This is a genomic window from Chryseobacterium viscerum, from assembly GCF_025949665.1.
Lineage (GTDB): Bacteria > Bacteroidota > Bacteroidia > Flavobacteriales > Weeksellaceae > Chryseobacterium > Chryseobacterium viscerum_A.
The window spans coordinates 3,028,737-3,047,491 of record NZ_JAPDFT010000001.1 but is presented as its reverse complement, the minus strand read 5'-3'; the positions used below and the strand labels follow the sequence as shown (position 1 = coordinate 3,047,491).

The window sequence follows — 18,755 nt, the reverse complement described above, 5'->3', positions numbered from 1 at the left end:
TGAAAGCAGTATTTAAAAATAAAAAAGATTATATGAAAATAGCATTAGTTGGTTACGGTAAAATGGGTAAGATCATAGATGAGATCGCGCAGAAAAGAGGTCATGAAGTAGTTGCCCGCCTTAAGGAAACTCCAACTGCTGAGAATCTTAATAATCCGGATGTTGTGATTGAATTCTCATTGCCGGAAGTGGCATTTGAAAACATCAAAGCTTGTCTTGAAAATAAAATTCCGGTAATCTGTGGAACTACAGGCTGGCTGGATCAAAAGGAAGAAATAGAAAAACTGGCTGTCGAAAACGGTACAGCATTCTTATATGGTTCCAACTTTAGTTTAGGAGTAAATTTATTTTTTGCTCTAAATGAAAAACTTGCAGATCTGATGAAAAATGTAGATGAATATTCTTGCCAGCTGGAAGAAATTCACCACATCCACAAAAAAGATGCTCCAAGTGGAACTGCTATTTCCATTGCAGAAGGAATCATCCAAAATAATCCGAAATTTGACGCCTGGAAGCTGGAAGAAACAGAAGGGAAACAGCTGGGTATTTTTGCAGTACGAGAAGATGAAGTTCCGGGAACTCACAGCGTATATTACAGAAGTGAAGTAGACGAAATTGAGATCAAGCACACTGCATTCAACAGAAACGGTTTTGCCCTTGGAGCTGTGGTAGCTGCCGAATGGATTAAAGATAAAAAAGGAAACTTCGCAATGAAAGATGTTTTGGGGCTTTAATTTGTAACAAATTCTGTAAATTGCAGACCAATAAACAAAAAATGATGAATAGTGAATTGTAAACAGCGGACTGCTTTTATCATTTATTGCTCATCATTTTTATCATAAGAATAGGCACAAAAAATTTATGAATTATTTTTTAACTTATACAGTATATGTCCTCATACTATCCGTATTGATGGGCATTTCATCTTGGAAACTGTTCAAGAAAATGGGCTATAGCCCTTTATTTGCTTTTATCCCTTTTTATAACTATTTCATTATTCTGAAAGAAACAAAACATCCGAAATGGTGGGCGATTCTGTCCTATCTTCCGATTGTAGGGCCAATCATGATGTCTGTTTTTCACCTTTACTTAGTGAAAAAGTTTGGGAAAACCCTTTTCAAAGATCAGATTCTTACCGTGATTCTGCCGTTTATTTATATGGCAGTAATCAACTATTCTAAGGATGTAGAGTTAGAAGATGAAAATGCAAACGACCTGTTTCTTACAGACGAAGAAAAGAATGATAAAAAGAAAGATACATTTGTAGGTTCAATTACCTTCGCAGTAGTTTTTGCAACCATTATCCACGTTTTTGTAACACAGCCTTTTGGTATTCCTACGGGATCTATGGAAAGAACATTATTGGTGGGTGACTTCCTTTTTGTAAACAAATGGAGCTATGGTTACAGACTTCCGATGCGTCCGGTAGCAATACCTTTCCTTCAGGGGACAATTATGGATACAGGACAGAAAGGCAACCCGAAAGATGATCCGAAATCTTACGTAGACGCAGTAAAGCTTCCCTACACAAGAATTTTACAATTCAACAAGCCACAGAAAAATGATGTGGTTGTTTTCAACTATCCTCAGGATTCTGTACATACAGCGATCGATAGAAAAGATCCTTATGTAAAAAGATGTGTTGCCACAGCAGGAGATACTTTTGAAATGAGAGCCGGAAGACTTTTCGTTAACGGAAAGCCGGAAGTAGTTTTAGGAGATCAGGAAGTGCAGCACAGATACATTGTAACCACAGATGCTCAATTAGATATCCCAACTTTATATAAAGCTTATGGATTTTTACCGGTTCAGGAGTTTCAACAGGACAACGGAGGGTTTATTTATGGTTTTCAGGGGTTAACGGATAAAACTGCCAAAGAAATTAAAGAACTTCCTCATGTTCTTGATATGAAAGAAGAAGTTTCGACAAAAGGAGAAGCTGCAGTATATTACAGAGATGAAGCCAAAACAAAGATTGATACTACACAATCTATCTTCCCGATTAATAAACCTTGGAATCAGGATTGGTACGGACCGCTTAGAATTCCTAAAAAAGGAGACGTTGTAGCCATCAACCAGGAAACACTTCCAACCTATCAGTGGATCATTTCTGAATATGAACACAATAGCTTAGAGAAAAAGAACGGGAAGATCTTTATCAACGGAAAAGAAGCGAGCCAATATACCATTCAGCAGGATTATTATATGATGGTAGGAGACAACAGAGATGCTTCGTTAGATGCAAGATTCTTTGGTTTCGTTCCGGAAGAAAATATTGTAGGAAAGCCGATGTTTACATGGATGAGCCTTCAGGGTGCTTTTGCAGACAGCAGTTCTACTTATCAGGCACCATTCAAAATCCGCTGGGAAAGAATGTTTAAAGCAACCAATACAGGAGAAGCTAATAAAACCTCTTACTGGTGGATTGCAGCGATGATCCTGATCTTGTTCTTCGGATGGGAATATTTCGTGAAATTATTCAGAAAGAAAAAAACTGAAGAATAGTGTTTAAAAGTAAAATATTTAATAGAGTCCTTTTAATAGGTAGCTTTATTGTAACTCTTTTTTTTATTGCAAAACTCTCCGGGGTTTTGCAATATGCTTTTGTACCAACGGCAGGCAATGAACCTACCATCAAAAAAAAGTCATTTATTGTGATGACTAACATCCTTCCTTATGTCAAGTTTAAAATGATTGCATACAATCAGAATAATTTAGATTACCCTCAAGGTGTCTATGTGCAAAGATTAATAGGAACGGAAAATGATGAGATTTTAATTAAGAATGGAGAATTATACGTTAATAATACATTGATAGGTAAGTTTAATGTGAAGCATTCTTATAAAATAGACAGAGGCTATGCAAATGACCTCCTATTTAAAGGAACTGAAGAAAGTGAAATCTTTCAGATTGATGATAATTACTTCATTACTCAGTTAAGTGATAAAGAACTTAATAATAATTTCTTTCATGAAAGGTTTATAAATCCAAATACAGATCAGGATATTCGCAAAATTTATCATAAAGATTGGAATGCAGATAACTTTGGACCAATAAAAGTTCCAAGTGGAAAATTATTCTTTTTAGGAGATAATCGTAATGCAAGTTTAGATTCCCGTTATTTAGGCTTTATTGATGAGAAAGATGCTGTAGGACGAGTAATTTACCCTAGAAACTAGATTATATTATTATGCAAAATATTTTATTACCGGCATTTTATATGCCCCCAATTTCATGGTTTTCAGTATTATTAAATCCTGAGAATGAAATTACATTGGAACAGTTTGAAAGTTTTCCCAAACAGACTTATAGAAACAGAGCAAACATCTATGGAGCCAACGGAAAGTTGTCCTTAATAATTCCTATCCATCATAACGGAAAAAGAGAATTTAAAGATGTTGAGATCTCTTATCGTGAAGATTGGAGAGCCCTTCATTGGAAATCAATAAAAACGGCATATCAGAGTTCTCCTTATTTTGAATACTATGAAGATAAGTTCAGAAAAATATTTGATCTTCAGGAAAAGTATCTTCTTGATTTTAACCTTAAAGGTATAGAGATCATCCAACAGATACTGAAAACAGAAAAGGCACACTCTTTGAATGAAGAATATATCAAAAATCCTGAAAGTATCAATTTCAGAGAAAAGTTTTCGGCAAAGCTTCCTTCAGAGTTTCAAATGGAAGAGTATTACCAGACGTTTTCTGATAAATTAGGCTTTTTGGAAGACCTGTCGGTTCTGGATCTTATTTGCAATAAAGGACCGGAGTCATTAGTGTATATAAAAAATATAAAACAATCATATTAGCATACCATCGCTATCCATGAAATTTTCAACAGACAACAGATAAAGTTGGCGATTGGTATATCTCTTTAAAAAATAAATTTCAACATATGAAAAAGGTATTATTAGCTGCAGTTTTTTTAGCAGGTTTTAGTTTTTCTTTTGCACAGGAATCTAAAGCTAAAAGTATTGATCCAAATGAAGATAAAGATCTGATGACTTGGTATCATAAAGATTTTGCAACTTCAAAAGTATATGGGGTAAATACGGCAAATGCTTATAAATACTTGGAATCTAAAGGGCTGAAGCCTAAAACAGTTGTGGTGGGAGTTTTGGATAGTGGAGTACAGGTAGACCACCCCGGATTGGTAAAGAACCTTTGGTCAAACCCTAATGAAATTCCCGGAAATGGTAAAGATGATGACGGAAACGGATATATTGATGATGTACACGGCTGGAACTTCATAGGAGGTAAAAACGGTGATGTTGATATTGACAACATGGAAGTGACAAGAGTTGTTGCCAAATACAAACCTGTTTTTGAAGGAAGTGATTCTACTAAGAATAAAGCTAATCAGGCTCAGATGAAAGAAGAGTTTGATATGTATATGAAGGCCAAAGATATGTTCAATAAAAAAAGTATCGAGGCTGTACAGAATTTCAAAACCTATTCTATGCTGAATGAGCTGATTCCTAATATGGTAAAATTATTGGGAGGTAAGCCTGTGACAGCTGAAACACTTTCCGCAATTAAAGCTCCTACAGACCAGAAAGATGCAATCGCATTGGAATTCCTGGGGCAGATTTCTCAAAGTCCTGAATTCAAAGGGAAATCTTCCGCTGAATTTGAAAAAAAGATGAAGGAAGAAATGAAGGAGGCAATAGACCATTTTGCTCCGGCAGCAAAACAGTATGATCTTTCTTACGATACCAGAAAAGAAATTGTAGGAGATAACTATGATGACTATTCTGAAAAAAGCTATGGTAACAATCATTATGAAGGACCGGATGCAGAACATGGAACTCACGTAGCCGGAATCATTGCAGGGCTTCCGCAAGGAAAAGAAATTCAGTATGGGGTAGCTTCAAAAGTTGCTAAGATCATGTCTGTAAGAACGGTTCCAAACGGTGATGAAAGAGATAAAGATGTTGCAAACGCTATCAGATATGCAGTAGATAACGGAGCAAAAGTTTTGAACATGAGCTTTGGGAAACCCGTTTCTCCAGGTAAAAATGTAGTTTGGGATGCTTTTAAATATGCTGAAGATAAAGGGGTTCTTTTAGTAAAAGCTGCAGGTAACGAAAATGAAGATGTAGCAGAACATTTGGCATTTCCTACCAACTTTAAAAATGTTACTGACGAGAAACCATTTGTGAGCAATGTTCTTGTAGTAGGAGCAAGTACCAATAAAAACAGCGCTTTAAGAGCTGATTTTTCTAACTATAATAAAAAAATGGTAAATGTTTTCGCTCCGGGAGAAGAAATCTATTCTACCGTTCCTAAAAACGAATACAAATACCTTCAGGGAACTTCTATGGCTTCCCCTGTAGTAGCTGGAGGTGCAGCTGTTTTATTAGCATACATGCCGGATCTGAAGCCTTATCAGATCATTGAAGCACTTGTGAAAAGCAGCAATCCAAGTACTGTAGACGGATTTACAGATCAATCGCAGGCAGGAGGAGTTATCGATTTGAAAAAAGCCGCAGAATATGCCTATACCAATTTCTACAAAGGAAAGCCGTCAGGCCCTGCTAAGCCTTCGAAATCCGTAAAAAAGGCTGTTAAAAAATAATTTATCTCCCTGTGTTTAAGGAGAAACCATAAAGAGTCCGAATTTTTTTCGGACTTTTTGTTTTTTATTTTAAATTTTGGCACGGTTTTTTGTAACTTTATAGTAACAAAATAATAAACAACAAAATGAAAAAGTTACTACTTGCAGGGATGTTGGGAACATCACTTTTTGCAGTGTCGTGTTCCTCTGTTAACAAAGCAGCTACGTCTCAAAATCAAAGAGCAGACTTTCTGAAAATGAAAGGAGATTGGCAAATCGTAAGTATAGATTACGAAAAAGGATATAAAATCAAGCCTTTTGACGAAGGTGCAGACGCACAATGTTTTGTAGGAAGTCACTGGAGATTAATTCCTAACAACTGGACAGGGGCATATACTTTAAACGGAGGTGGAGATTGCCCGGCAATTACACAGCCTATCAAGTTTGAAGTAAAAGACGGTAACACGTTTATGTTTAAAAAAATTGCTGCAGGTACAAAAGCAAAACAAAACTCTGTAGGATACAGTCTTACAATGATCAATCAGACAACAGATCAGTTTTCACTTGAGCAAGATGTTCCTTTTGAAGGAGGCAATGTAAAAGTAGTTTACAACTTCCAGAGAGCAGGAATGAAATAATTTATCAACATAAAAGATCAAAAAAATGAATTTTAATAAAACATACGTAGGAGCCCTTTTCTTGTCATCAGCATTATTATTGACAAGCTGTGAAGCGGTTCAGAATTCAAATCACCAACAAAGAGGTACAGCAGTAGGTGTTGCTTCAGGAGCAGTACTTGGAGGTATCTTGGGGAACAATGTAGGGAAAGGAGGAAACGGAGCTATTGGTGCAGTATTAGGTGGTATTATCGGTGGTGTAGCTGGTAATGTTATCGGTAACAAAATGGATAAGCAGGCCAGAGATATTAAAGAAACTTTGCCGGGTGCTCAGGTAGAAAGAGTAGGAGACGGTATTAAAGTAACAATGAATGAAAGCATCGTTAACTTTGCATTTGACTCTTCAAACCTTACTTCTGTTGCACAGACTAACCTTGACAAGCTAGGTGAGGTATTGGCAAACAACCCTGATACCAATATCAATATCTACGGACACACAGACAGCGTAGGTAAAGATGCTTACAACATGGCACTTTCTCAAAGAAGAGCTGATGCTGTAAAAGCTTATTTAGTAGGAAAAGGAATTGCATCAAGCAGAATGTTCACAAAAGGTGAAGGTAAAAATATGCCGGTTGCAAGCAATGATACGGATGAAGGAAGAGCTAAAAACAGAAGAGTAGAGTTTGCAATCACTGCAAATGAAAAAATGATTAATGATGCCAAGCAAGGGCAGTAATTAATTTTACATATAAATATTTTCGTAAAAGACCGCCCCGGCGGTTTTTTTTGTATTTTTATGCTAGAAATTTTGAATTTATTATTTTTGTACTTGAAATAACATAAATGAAGAAATATTTAAAGCTGCTCCGCGTAGAGCAATGGGTGAAAAACCTTTTTGTATTTGTCCCTCTTTTCTTTTCAGGTAATATTACCAACATAGATCTGCTTACCAAAAGCATTTTCGCATTTGTTATCTTTTCGCTTGCGGCAAGTGTTGTGTATATTCTGAATGATTATAATGATATTGAAGCAGACAGAAAGCATCCTGAAAAAAGAAGAAGACCTTTGGCTAGCGGTGCTATTTCAAAAGCAAAGGCCATAGGAATTCTTATCGGTCTGGTTATTACAGACATTATTCTTGTATTTTTCACACAGCTCTACTTCCATGAATTGCTTTGGAAGTTTGCGATCATAATAGGTTTCTATGTGGTGATGAATCTGGCATATACATTTAGACTTAAGCACGTTCCTATCATCGATATTTTTATTATTGCTATAGGATTTGTACTTCGTGTATTGGCTGGCGGTTATATTACCGGAATCAGTATTTCACAATGGGCTATTCTCTTAACGTTTGTGCTGGCACTCGTACTGGCAATTGGAAAAAGAAGAGGAGAGCTTATCAACGCTCAGGTTTCAGGAAAAACAAGACGGGCATTAGATGGATATAACGTTCAGTTTGCAGATATTGCATTATCCATTTCAATTACACTGGCTATTGTGTGCTACCTGATGTTTACCCTGTCACCGGAAGTTCAGGAAAGATTCCATGAAAGAGTTTTTTATACGGTAATTTTCGTGGTTTTTGCCTTATTGAGATACCTTCAGCAGACCTTGGTTTATAACAGAACAGAATCTCCCACAAAAATTGTGTACAGGGACCGCTATATACAGGTTACCCTAGTACTTTGGGTAGCTGCATTTTTAATTCAAATTTATTTTAAGAAATGAAGCCTAATTTCACACAGAAAGTTACAAACTGGGGTAATTTCCCGGTAGTAGAGAAAGAAATGAGATCGGAGGACAGTTTCAAAAAAATAAAAGAATTTGTACTCAATCACAACGAGATTATTGCCAGAGGAAACGGAAGATGCTATGGTGATGCTTCGTTGGGAGAATCTATATTTTCAACCAAAAAATTAAATAAGTTCATCAATTTTGACCGTTTAAACGGAGTGATAGAATGCGAATCCGGAGTACTGCTTTCAGATGTTCTGGAAATCGCTGTTCCACAGGGATACTTCCTGTATGTTACTCCGGGGACAAAGTTTATATCAGTGGGAGGAGCTATTGCTTCCGATGTTCATGGAAAAAACCATCATGCAGAAGGATGTTTTTCAGAATATGTAATCGAATTCAAGCTCATGACTGAGAGCGGGGAGATTATTACTTGTTCCAGAGAAGAAAATTCAGAGAAATTCTGGGCAACGATCGGTGGTATGGGACTTACAGGGATTATTCTTACAGCAAAATTTAAGCTTAAAAATATTGAATCTGCATACATTCGCCAGGAAAGCATCAAAGCAGAAAACCTGGATGAAATCTTTAAACTGTTTGATGAAAGTGAAAACTGGACGTATACCGTTGCATGGATCGATTGTCTTCAGAAAGGAAAAAATATAGGAAGAAGTATCCTGATGAGAGGCGAGCACGCTTTTCAACATGAGCTTCCCCAGAAGTTTTCGAAAACTCCTTTAAGATTAAAGAAAAAATTATCACCTACAGTTCCTTTTTATTTTCCGGGATTTGTCCTGAATGCACTTACAGTAAAAATATTCAACTGGCTTTACTATAAAAAACAGTCTAAGAAGGAAGTTAAGAACTTTATTGATTACGAAACATTTTTTTATCCTTTGGATGCTATTAATGATTGGAATAAAATCTACGGAAAATCAGGTTTTATACAATATCAGATGGTGATTCCTAAGGAAGCAGGAAAAGAAGGGATGAAAAGAATCCTTGAAACGATTGCGAAAAGCGGAAACGGATCATTCTTAGCGGTTTTAAAACTTTTTGGGAAACATAATCCGGAGGCTTACAATTCATTTCCCGTGGAAGGGTATACGCTGGCACTGGATTTTAAAGTCAATTCAAAACTGAAAAAACTGGTAGATCAGCTGGATGCAATTGTTCAGGAGTTCGGAGGAAGGATTTACCTTACAAAGGACAGCATGAGCAGATCATCACTTACCAATTATCTGAAAAACATTCAAAATCCTAAATTTGTGTCTTTACAGCACAAAAGAATCATAAACAACAATTCATAATGATAGTTCTGGGAAGCACATCTGAAGTGGCACAGGCTTTTGTGGAAAAAGCACTTCAGGAAGGAGAAAAGTTTGAAAAAATCTATCTTTTTACCTCAAATAAAGAAACAACAGAACGGTTTGCAAGACATATTGATGTGAAATTTTTGCAGCAGGCAGAAGTCATTGAACTGGATCTGACTAAAGAAATTGATTACAACAGATTTGATAATATCAATTCAAATGTATTATTTTGTGCCGTAGGATATTTAGGAGAAGGAACAGAAGAAGGACTGTATGACAACAGGAATACGGAACGTATCATAGACATTAATTATTCAAAACTGGTTCCTGTAATGAATTATTTTGCTCATAAATTTGAAAACAGAAGATCCGGAACGATTATCGGGCTTTCATCAGTAGCAGGAGACAGGGGAAGACAAAGTAATTTTATCTATGGAAGTGCTAAAGCGGCATTTACAGCCTATTTGAGTGGTTTGAGAAACTATCTTTTTGATAAAAAAGTACACGTTCTCACCATAAAACCTGGGTTTATGGCAACCAAAATGACAGAAGGCCTGCCTTTAAATCCGAAACTGACAGCAACACCGAAACAGGCTGCTGCATGTATTTATAAAGCCTTCAAAAAGGAAAAAAACATGGCATATGTTTTGCCGGTTTGGAGTGTTATTATGATGATTATCAGGAATATCCCTGAGTTTATATTCAAAAAATTAAAGCTTTAAAGAAAAATGAAAAAATTGTATTGTTTTGATTTTGACGGAACTTTGACATATAAGGATACCATGTTTATGTATCTTAAATTCTACGATTCTACAAAATACCGGATACAATTTTTAAGACATGTACCTCTCTTTATTCTACTAAAGCTGAAACTGGCCGAAACGGAAAAAGTGAAAAAAAGTTTTATCGGGTCTATTTTAAAAGGACAGACTCAGGAGAAGATTGAAATGAAGTCTAAACAATTTTTTGAGCTTCATTATCCTAAAATTGTGCGGGAAAATGCATTAGACTTTATTAAAAATATCGATAGGAATAATACACAAAGCTTATTGGTGACTGCATCCTTAGATATTTGGGTAAAGCCTTTCGCTGAGGAACTTAAAATGGAGCTTGTTTCTACGCGGGCAGAGTTTAAGAACGGAGTTTTCACAGGGAATTTTGTAGGGAAAAACTGCAATGGGAAAGAAAAACTGGTAAGAATTAAAGAAGAAATAAACAATTCTAAATACGATAAAATTATTGCATTTGGGGATACTTCAGGAGATCGGCCAATGTTGAAATGGGCAAATGAGGGACATTACCAATTTTTTCACTAATTTTGGGAGATAAAATTGTAAAAAATGAAAAGCCTGTTAATTGCATGTGCAGTAATATTTATGAGCTGTGCAAGCACTTCATCTCAGAAGCCTTCTGCCATGCAGGGAAATACTGAACTCCTTGTTTCTGAATCTCAGGGAGGAACTGATATGCCCGGCTTTAGAATCATTAATGACGAAAAAGATTTCCGAAACAGTATCAGAGGAAGTTTTGGCATTGAAGATCTTGGAAAAGAATCTTATATCAAATACCCTCAGTTTCCGAAAAATAAAAAAGTTGTTTTATACAATTTAGGAACCTTCAGATCAGGAAGTCACAAAATTGAAGAAGTCAAAAGTGTATCTGTGAAAAATCAGATTCTCTATGTAGAAGTTCCGGCCGGAGAACCTTCCGGTGGAATGGAAATTCAGGTGATCTCCAGTCCATGGTTTATTTTTACTGTTCCCGCAGATTACAAGTTTACCTCCGTAGAATTAAAATATTCAAAATAATAATGGATAAAGTATATTTAGATAATGCCGCAACCACTCCGCTTGCAGAAGAAGTTATAGATGCAATGGTGGGCACTATGAAGATGAATTTCGGAAACCCGTCTTCAACGCACAGCTTTGGCCAGGAAGCAAAAATACTTATTGAAAATGTAAGAAGACAGGTTGCAGACTATCTTCATGTAACTCCTGCTGAAATCATTTTCACTTCCTGTGGAACTGAATCCAACAATATGATCATCAAATCCTCGGTAGAACACCTTGGAGTTGAAAGAATCATTAGCTCTCCTTTGGAACACAAATGTGTTTCTGAAAGTATTCTGGACATGAAAAACAGAAAAGGGGTAGAAGTAAACTACATCCGTCCGAATGAAAAAGGAGATATTGACCTTACAAAATTAGAAGAACTTTTAAAAGCTTCAGATAAAAAAACACTGGTAAGCTTAATGCATGCCAACAACGAAATAGGAAATATAATCGATCTTAAAAAGGTTGCCCAATTATGCAAAGAGCATAATGCACTTTTCCATTCAGATACCGTACAGACAATGGCCCATATGAACCTTGATTTCTCGGATATTCCTGTAGACTTCGCTTCCTGTAGTGCCCACAAATTTCATGGACCCAAAGGAGCTGGATTTGCATTTATCAGAAAAGCAACAGGTTTAAAAGGAATTATTACCGGAGGACCTCAGGAAAGAAGCCTTAGAGCCGGAACAGAAAATGTCAGCGGTATTGTAGGACTGGGGAAAGCGTTAGAACTTTCTCTGAATCATATGGATGAATATACCAACCATATGCAGGATATTAAAAATTATGCAATTGAAAGACTTTCTGCCGAAATTGAAGGAATTAAGTTCAACGGAAGAAGTGCAGAGAAGGAAAACAGTCTTTATACAGTTTTAAGTGCTTTATTACCTTATAAAAATCCATTGATAGGACTTCAGCTGGATATGAAAGGAATTGCAATCTCTCAGGGAAGTGCGTGCTCATCAGGAGCTTCAAAACCTTCAATGGTTATGATGATGGTGCTTTCTGAAGACGAAATGGATCATTGTACACCATTGCGTATCTCTTTCAGCCATATGACAACCCAATCAGATATTGATACATTAGTGAAGGCTTTGAAAGAAATTTCCAGTGATTACACTATAGAAAAAACTAATGTTGAGCATAGATAGTCTTGTGCTTTAAAAATCGTAATTTTGAACATCCAAATAGAGGATTAAAAGAAAATAATATTAATTAAAATAAAAGAAACAAAAATGGCTTTAGAAATTACAGACAGCTCATTTCAGGATACGGTTTTAAAATCTGACAAACCGGTATTAGTAGACTTTTGGGCAGTATGGTGTGGACCATGCAGAACTTTAGGACCAATCATCGAAGAAGTAGCATCAGATTTTGAAGGTAAAGCAGTAGTTGGGAAAGTAGATGTAGACAACAACCAGGAGATTTCTATGCAATATGGTATCAGAAATATCCCTACAGTTCTTATTTTTAAGAACGGAGAAGTGGTAGATAAATTAGTAGGTGTAGCTCCAAAAGAGGTAATCGCTGAAAAATTAAGCGCTCACTTATAAAAAAATAAGTTTGATAATGAATGCCTTCCAGTATTGGGAGGCATTTTTTTTAAAATAATTTGCAGATAACAAAAAAAGGTGTAATTTTGCAACCACGAAAAAGAAACGACGTTCTTTAAAAAATGATCCGGTAGTTCAGCTGGTTAGAATGCCGCCCTGTCACGGCGGAGGTCGCGGGTTCGAGTCCCGTCCGGATCGCAGAAGTTTTCTCAATTTCTTTTTAAAAAATTGATCCGGTAGTTCAGCTGGTTAGAATGCCGCCCTGTCACGGCGGAGGTCGCGGGTTCGAGTCCCGTCCGGATCGCAGAAGTTTTCTCAATTTCTTTTTAAAAAAAATTGATCCGGTAGTTCAGCTGGTTAGAATGCCGCCCTGTCACGGCGGAGGTCGCGGGTTCGAGTCCCGTCCGGATCGCAGAAGTTTTCTCAATTTCTTTTTAAAAAAATTGATCCGGTAGTTCAGCTGGTTAGAATGCCGCCCTGTCACGGCGGAGGTCGCGGGTTCGAGTCCCGTCCGGATCGCAACTGCAATATGAAAGTGGTATAAAACTGTAAAACATATGTTTTACAGTTTTTTTTATTTTAGGTGTATTTCAAAAGTGGAAATCGATCCGGTGCAAAAGTGGGTTGGAAAACAATAGCTGTATATACGCTTGGTTTACGGGCTTTTTTAATAGTTTTGTTTTTGGAATTTTGTTTCAAATGTTAATTTATATTTTAAATAAAAATTGGCATGTAGTACTAAAAATATTAATAATAATTATTACCTTCGCCCAATAATAAAAGCCACTGAGTGTTGAATTAATGAAAATGATATTTTAGGTTTATTTGTATATGGGGGACATTTTTAAAATCAGGGAGTTAAGGTATATACCCAGGTGGTCGGTTTTTTTTATCGACATTTCAGTCATTTTCTTTTCTGTTTTAGTTTCATATGTGTTCTTAAAAAGCCTGGAGGTAAAGCTGAATTTTATTGAGTACCAAAATGAAAAAATATTTTCAGTAATTATTGTTAACATTCTGTTTATACTCCTGTTCAAAACATATGCAGGAATCATAAGACACTCTACTTTTTTAGATTTCTGTAAAATTTTGTGGTCTTCGGGTAGTGCTCTTATTGCATTATTAGGACTGAATTTTATATCTGGACTGGTGTTGGGTAAACCTCTTTTTTTATATCCGGTTCTGTTTTTATTTTTCTTTATTTCTATTTTTCTGATGTTCTTTTTCAGAATAATAACCAAACAGTTTTTCGGTTTACTTATGGATCCTAAAGATACTTTATCCAAAGAAAGGATTGCTGTTGTAGGGATAGGTGATGCTTCTGTTTCGTTAGCGAATGCTATTATTCATAATCCCGATTATCCTTATCAGCTGGCAGGATTTCTTAGTGCCAGGTCAGATTCTAAGAAAGCAATGCTGCTAGGTCATAAAATATATAATAAGAAGCAGTTTCTTAAAAGCGATAATCTGAAAGAGCAGTTTGATGCAGTTTTAATCAAGGATAGGATGACAAAACGGGAAATGGAAGAATGGACTACCCTTGCATTGGATAATGGATTAAAGGTATTAAAAGCACCTATAGCTAGTATAATAAAAGAAGATGATGTTGTAAAAGGTATCCGTCCGCTGAAGATTGAAGATTTACTTAATCGTCCGGCCATTAAAATAGAGGGGGAAGAGGTGAGGAGTTTTCATGTAAATAAAACTATTTTAGTAACCGGAGGAGCCGGGTCTATAGGAAGCGAAATAGTAAGGCAGGTTGCTCAATTGAACTCATCACTTATTGTGGTAGTTGATCAGGCAGAATCTCCTTTATATGAACTACAGCTTGAATTATTGGAGAGATTTCCGAACCAAAGATTCAAATTTGTATTGGCGGATATTTCAAACTATTCCAGGATGGAAAAACTGTTTAATGATCATCAGTTTTCAATTGTCTACCATGCGGCTGCATACAAACATGTCCCTTTAATAGAAGACAATCCGCATGAAGCTATTTTTGTAAACATCGGAGGAACTAAAAATCTGGCGCTCTTATCGAAAAAGTATAGTGTAAATCGTTTTGTGATGGTCTCTACAGATAAAGCTGTAAATCCTACCAATGTAATGGGAGCTTCTAAAAGAGCAGCTGAACTTTTTGTACAGTCTTTACAAAATTCTTCGGAGAATACAACAAAATTTATTACAACGCGTTTTGGAAATGTACTAGGCTCCAATGGCTCTGTAATACCACATTTCAAAAAACAAATTGAAAAAGGAGGTCCGGTTACTATCACTCATCCTGATATTATCCGTTATTTTATGACGATTCCGGAAGCTTGTGAATTGGTACTTCAGGCAGGAACAATGGGAGAAGGGGGTGAGATTTATGTTTTTGATATGGGGAAACCTGTCAAAATCCTGGACTTAGCAGAAAGAATGATAAAATTATCAGGATATACACCAGGTATTGATATTAAGATTGATTTTATAGGCTTACGACCTGGTGAAAAGTTATATGAAGAACTTCTAACAGATCATTCTACGACGATTCCTACACATCATGAGAAAATTATGATCTCCAGAGATCCAGTGATGGAGTTTGAAGATATAGAAGCTTTGTGTCAGCAGATTATTATGTCAGCAGTGAGTAAGGATAGTTTACAAATTGTGAAAATATTAAAAGTCATTGTACCGGAATTTATAAGCAATAATTCGGAATTTGAAGTTCTGGATAGAATATCTGAACGTGAAGTATATATGAATGAAATTTAAAAATGAAATAAACGAAATTTAATAGAAAGTAGTAATTTTAGCTGTTTTTGTTTTTAAACGGAATGAAAATTGCTAGAGAAAGAATTAATCTAAAATCTATAAATTTAAAATACATTTCACATAAAAAAATCTTCTAATAAATATGGAAAAATATGTGAGGTTAACTTTTTTTCAAAAAGAGTATCTTAATAAAATTGAAGTTAGCTCAAGTAGATTTTAGAATAACAACACAAGTAGATTTAGAATAAAAACATATGAATAAAACTATTATTGCGTATATAATATTGTTATCGGTTACTTTATTATCATGCAGACCGAAACAGAATATGGTATATATATCAAAGCATAATATGGAAGAAGAAGTTGCAAAAGCAAAATTCCAGGGCTTACATATTCAGGAAGGTGATGTACTGCTAATTCTTGTATCTGCACTTGATGAAGCTGCAGTAAAACCTTTCAACCTCAATACGACAAATAAAGTAGGAAGCAATTCTAATACTGGAATAAATCAATACTCGCAGCCAAGTGAATATTTGGTAAATGAAGAAGGAAATATATATTTTCCTGTAATTGGGAATATATATGCTAAAGGGATGACTCAGATACAGTTGAAACAAGATCTGGAGGCTCGACTTAAGAGATATCTTACAGACCCTATGGTGAGCATTACTCTAAAAAATTTCAATGTAAGCGTCTTAGGTGAAGTAAAAAACCCTGGACAGAAAGAAAGTGTGTCTCAAAAGATTAACATTTTTCAGGCATTAGGTCTAGCTGGGGATATGACAGATTTCGGAGATCGTACAAATGTGAAACTTATCCGTACAGGAGATGATGGGACTGATCAGATTGCTAATGTAGACCTTACCAGATCCGATATAGTAAGTTCACCATACTATTATATGAAACAAAACGACATATTATATGTACAGCCGGACAAAAATAAACAGGTTCAGGCTAACTCGAACCCGAACAGAGCTCTTACATTCCAGATTATTGGTGCATTATTAACAGCAGGTACGCTTATTATTGCTTTAACACGAAAATAAAATATGCAGAAGATAGAATTTCAGGAAAAGGAAGACGGTTTGAACCTAAAAAAAGTTATCTCTCAGTACCTATATAAATGGCCATGGTTTATTGCTTCTATTTTGTTTTTTGTAATAGGAGCTTACATTTATCTTAGATACAGTGTACCTCAGTATCAATCAACAACAGTCCTTAAATTTGATAAAAAACAAAGTAATCTTTCTTCGGCATTATCCGATCTGGAGAATCTAGGTATGGGTTTAGGCAATGCTGATGAACTGAAAAGTGAAGGAGCAGTTGTCACCTCACGGCCTATCCTCATGGAGGTTGTAAAAAATCTTAATCTCAGTGTAGAATATTTCAATACAGGAGAAATTAAAGATTCGCAGCTGTTTAGTAAAGTCCCTGTGATTGCAAAAATATTATCATATAATAATAATGAGAATTTTATATTTTCTGAATATACGATGATAGACTTAAAGGGAGATCAGTTTACGCTTCAGGATAAAAAAAAAGAGACCTTTAAAGGTAAATTTAATATTCCTCTAAATTTGGATTTTGGGAGCGTGGTATTTCAGAGAAATCCTGTTTTTGCTTTTAAATCAAAATATAAAATAGTTTTTTGGAATCCGATTGAGAAAGTAAAAAAATTAGAAAAAAAGATAGAGGTAAATTTACCAGATGAAAAAGCCATGCTAATGGAGATTAACCTGATAGGAACTCTTCCTGAAAAATCGGAAGCTATTCTTAATGAGGTGACCAGGCAGTATAATCTGGATGGACAGAAAGATAAAAATTTACAAGCTCAGAATACTCAGGAATTCATCGATAAAAGACTGGAAGTAATTACCAAAGACCTTTCAGGGGTAGAAAATCAAAAAGAAGATTTCGAGAACCGTAATCGTATTGTAGATATTCAGGCACAGGCGCAGCTGGCATTACAGAATACAAGTGATAATACTAAAGTTCTCCTTCAGCAGCAAGCTCAGCTTGATCTTTTAAATTCACTTTCAGGAGAGGCTTCAAAAGGCAATAACCAGCTTATGCCATCCAATCTTGGTTTGAATCCTTCTCTGGAACAATCAATATCTCAGTATAATTCATTGATTATCAATAGGAATAAAACCCTTAAGCAGGCAACCAATGAAAACCCGGCTGTTATAGAAATGAACAGAGAAATTGCTTCTTTAAAGGAAGTTATCCGTGATAATATCCAGGAGCAGAAGCAATCGGTGCAGACTGGTATTTCTCAGCTGCAGAACCAGATCAATTCTAACAATAGTATGATTGAAAAAGTTCCCGGACAGTCTAAAGTCTACAGAGGAATTGAACGTCAGCAAACTCTTAAAGAACAGTTGTTTTTATTTCTTCTTCAAAAAAGAGAAGAAAATGCAATCAATCTATCGGTAAATGTACCGAAAGCTAAAATTGTAAATCCTGCATTTACAGAAGATATACCTGTATCCCCTAAAAAAGATATTATCTTTTTAGGAGCGATATTGCTTGGTTTATTATTTCCTTTTGCTGTTTTATACTTCGCTTTCATGCTGGATGATAAGATTTATACCAGAGATGATATTAAAGAACGTTCAGAATTGGGGGTATTGGTAGATATACCTTCACTTAAGGATAATGAAAACCACTTGATCCAGAAAAATGATTTTTCTGAACTGGCGGAAGCTTTCAGAGTGCTTGTTTCAAACCTTAAATTTGTTTTACCTGTAAAAGATTCTGCTAAGGTAATTATGGTAACTTCTTCGGTAAAAGGAGAAGGGAAAACCCTGGTTTCTGTGAATCTTGCACTTACCATTGCCAATAAAAATTCCAGAGCTCTTCTTATAGGTTCAGATATTCGTAATCCTCAGATTCAGCGATATGATAGTGAGCCAACCAAAAGAAAGGGGCTTACAGAATATTTGTATGATAATTCTGTAAACGTGGAAGAACTTATCCATACATCCACTACCAATCCTTCATGTGATGTTATTTATGCCGGAGCAATTCCTCCTAACCCTCAGGAACTGCTTTCTAATGGAAGGTATCAGAAACTTATTGCGGAGATGTCTTCTCAATATGCTTATATCATTATAGACTCTGCACCGCTTATGCTTGTTTCAGACACGCTTAGCATTGTAGATACAGCAGATGCAACATTATATGTAGTAAGATCCGGAGTATCAAGAAATATTTTGATAGATTTTGCTAATGATCTGGTGAATGACTCTAAGTTGAAGAATGTATCTTTTGTCATTAATGATGTTTCAAAACGTGCAGGAGGTTACGGATATAACTATAGCTATGGATATGGCTACAGCCAAACAAATGATAAAAAAAGTTGGTGGAGTAAAATTTTCAAATCATAAA

At 35.7% G+C, this 18,755-nt stretch carries 17 protein-coding genes and 4 tRNA genes; all 21 read left to right on the top strand.

Features of this window, described 5'->3' with window-relative positions; genetic code table 11:
- Positions 1-32: 32 nt before the first annotated feature.
- The 21 genes from dapB to OL225_RS13625 all read left to right on the top strand — a co-directional run bounded on the left by dapB (position 33) and on the right by OL225_RS13625 (position 18,754).
- Entirely contained in the window at positions 33-734 is a 702-nt protein-coding gene (dapB, locus tag OL225_RS13725; protein ID WP_047374207.1) for a 4-hydroxy-tetrahydrodipicolinate reductase, read from the top strand.
- Positions 735-861: 127 nt separating this feature from the next.
- Positions 862-2,505, top strand: coding sequence for a signal peptidase I (gene lepB, locus OL225_RS13720; RefSeq protein WP_047374167.1), 1,644 nt, complete (start codon positions 862-864; stop codon positions 2,503-2,505).
- Positions 2,505-3,179 (top strand): signal peptidase I, encoded by a 675-nt coding sequence (lepB, locus tag OL225_RS13715; RefSeq protein ID WP_264518623.1) that lies wholly within the window; start codon positions 2,505-2,507, stop codon positions 3,177-3,179. Before lepB (OL225_RS13720) ends, lepB (OL225_RS13715) begins: the two co-directional genes overlap by 1 nt.
- An 11-nt stretch (positions 3,180-3,190) precedes the next feature.
- Positions 3,191-3,808: a WbqC family protein gene (locus OL225_RS13710; protein ID WP_047374170.1), complete on the top strand. Its 618-nt coding sequence runs from the start codon at positions 3,191-3,193 to the stop codon at positions 3,806-3,808.
- 86 nt (positions 3,809-3,894) lie between these two features.
- Positions 3,895-5,577 carry a S8 family serine peptidase gene (locus tag OL225_RS13705; protein ID WP_047374172.1) on the top strand — a complete coding sequence of 561 codons (1,683 nt, stop codon included), beginning with the start codon at positions 3,895-3,897 and terminating at the stop codon, positions 5,575-5,577.
- Between the two features lie 125 nt (positions 5,578-5,702).
- A complete protein-coding gene (locus OL225_RS13700) occupies positions 5,703-6,194 on the top strand; it encodes a lipocalin family protein (RefSeq protein WP_047374174.1) in 492 nt (163 codons plus the stop codon).
- Positions 6,195-6,219: 25 nt separating this feature from the next.
- On the top strand, positions 6,220-6,909 hold the full coding sequence (locus OL225_RS13695) for an OmpA family protein (RefSeq protein WP_047374176.1): 690 nt from the start codon (positions 6,220-6,222) through the stop codon (positions 6,907-6,909).
- A 107-nt stretch (positions 6,910-7,016) separates the two neighbouring features.
- The gene (locus tag OL225_RS13690; RefSeq protein ID WP_264518622.1) at positions 7,017-7,904 is read left to right on the top strand and encodes a decaprenyl-phosphate phosphoribosyltransferase; all 888 of its coding nucleotides are present in this window, start codon (positions 7,017-7,019) and stop codon (positions 7,902-7,904) included.
- Complete coding sequence (locus OL225_RS13685) at positions 7,901-9,220, top strand: FAD-binding oxidoreductase (RefSeq protein WP_264518621.1); 1,320 nt, start codon at positions 7,901-7,903, stop codon at positions 9,218-9,220. Before OL225_RS13690 ends, OL225_RS13685 begins: the two co-directional genes overlap by 4 nt.
- Positions 9,220-9,945, top strand: coding sequence for an SDR family NAD(P)-dependent oxidoreductase (locus OL225_RS13680; protein WP_264518620.1), 726 nt, complete (start codon positions 9,220-9,222; stop codon positions 9,943-9,945). The genes OL225_RS13685 and OL225_RS13680 overlap by 1 nt, the downstream gene beginning before the upstream one ends.
- A 6-nt stretch (positions 9,946-9,951) precedes the next feature.
- Positions 9,952-10,539, top strand: a complete 588-nt coding sequence (locus OL225_RS13675) for an HAD family hydrolase (protein ID WP_047374185.1) — start codon at positions 9,952-9,954, stop codon at positions 10,537-10,539.
- A gap of 24 nt (positions 10,540-10,563) precedes the next feature.
- The gene (locus tag OL225_RS13670) at positions 10,564-11,031 is read left to right on the top strand and encodes a hypothetical protein (RefSeq protein ID WP_264518619.1); all 468 of its coding nucleotides are present in this window, start codon (positions 10,564-10,566) and stop codon (positions 11,029-11,031) included.
- A gap of 2 nt (positions 11,032-11,033) precedes the next feature.
- Positions 11,034-12,209, top strand: a complete 1,176-nt coding sequence (locus OL225_RS13665) for a cysteine desulfurase family protein (RefSeq protein ID WP_264518618.1) — start codon at positions 11,034-11,036, stop codon at positions 12,207-12,209.
- Between the two features lie 84 nt (positions 12,210-12,293).
- Entirely contained in the window at positions 12,294-12,611 is a 318-nt protein-coding gene (gene trxA, locus OL225_RS13660; protein ID WP_027374941.1) for a thioredoxin, read from the top strand.
- A 124-nt stretch (positions 12,612-12,735) separates the two neighbouring features.
- Positions 12,736-12,809: transfer RNA gene (locus tag OL225_RS13655), tRNA-Asp, on the top strand.
- A gap of 32 nt (positions 12,810-12,841) precedes the next feature.
- Positions 12,842-12,915 (top strand) — tRNA-Asp (locus OL225_RS13650).
- Positions 12,916-12,949: 34 nt separating this feature from the next.
- A tRNA-Asp gene (locus OL225_RS13645) sits at positions 12,950-13,023 on the top strand.
- Positions 13,024-13,056: 33 nt separating this feature from the next.
- Positions 13,057-13,130: transfer RNA gene (locus OL225_RS13640), tRNA-Asp, on the top strand.
- 312 nt (positions 13,131-13,442) lie between these two features.
- Positions 13,443-15,365: a polysaccharide biosynthesis protein gene (locus tag OL225_RS13635; RefSeq protein WP_264518617.1), complete on the top strand. Its 1,923-nt coding sequence runs from the start codon at positions 13,443-13,445 to the stop codon at positions 15,363-15,365.
- A gap of 254 nt (positions 15,366-15,619) precedes the next feature.
- On the top strand, positions 15,620-16,411 hold the full coding sequence (locus OL225_RS13630) for a polysaccharide biosynthesis/export family protein (RefSeq protein WP_047377190.1): 792 nt from the start codon (positions 15,620-15,622) through the stop codon (positions 16,409-16,411).
- A gap of 3 nt (positions 16,412-16,414) precedes the next feature.
- A complete protein-coding gene (locus OL225_RS13625) occupies positions 16,415-18,754 on the top strand; it encodes a GumC family protein (RefSeq protein ID WP_264518616.1) in 2,340 nt (779 codons plus the stop codon).
- Position 18,755 lies beyond the last annotated feature (1 nt).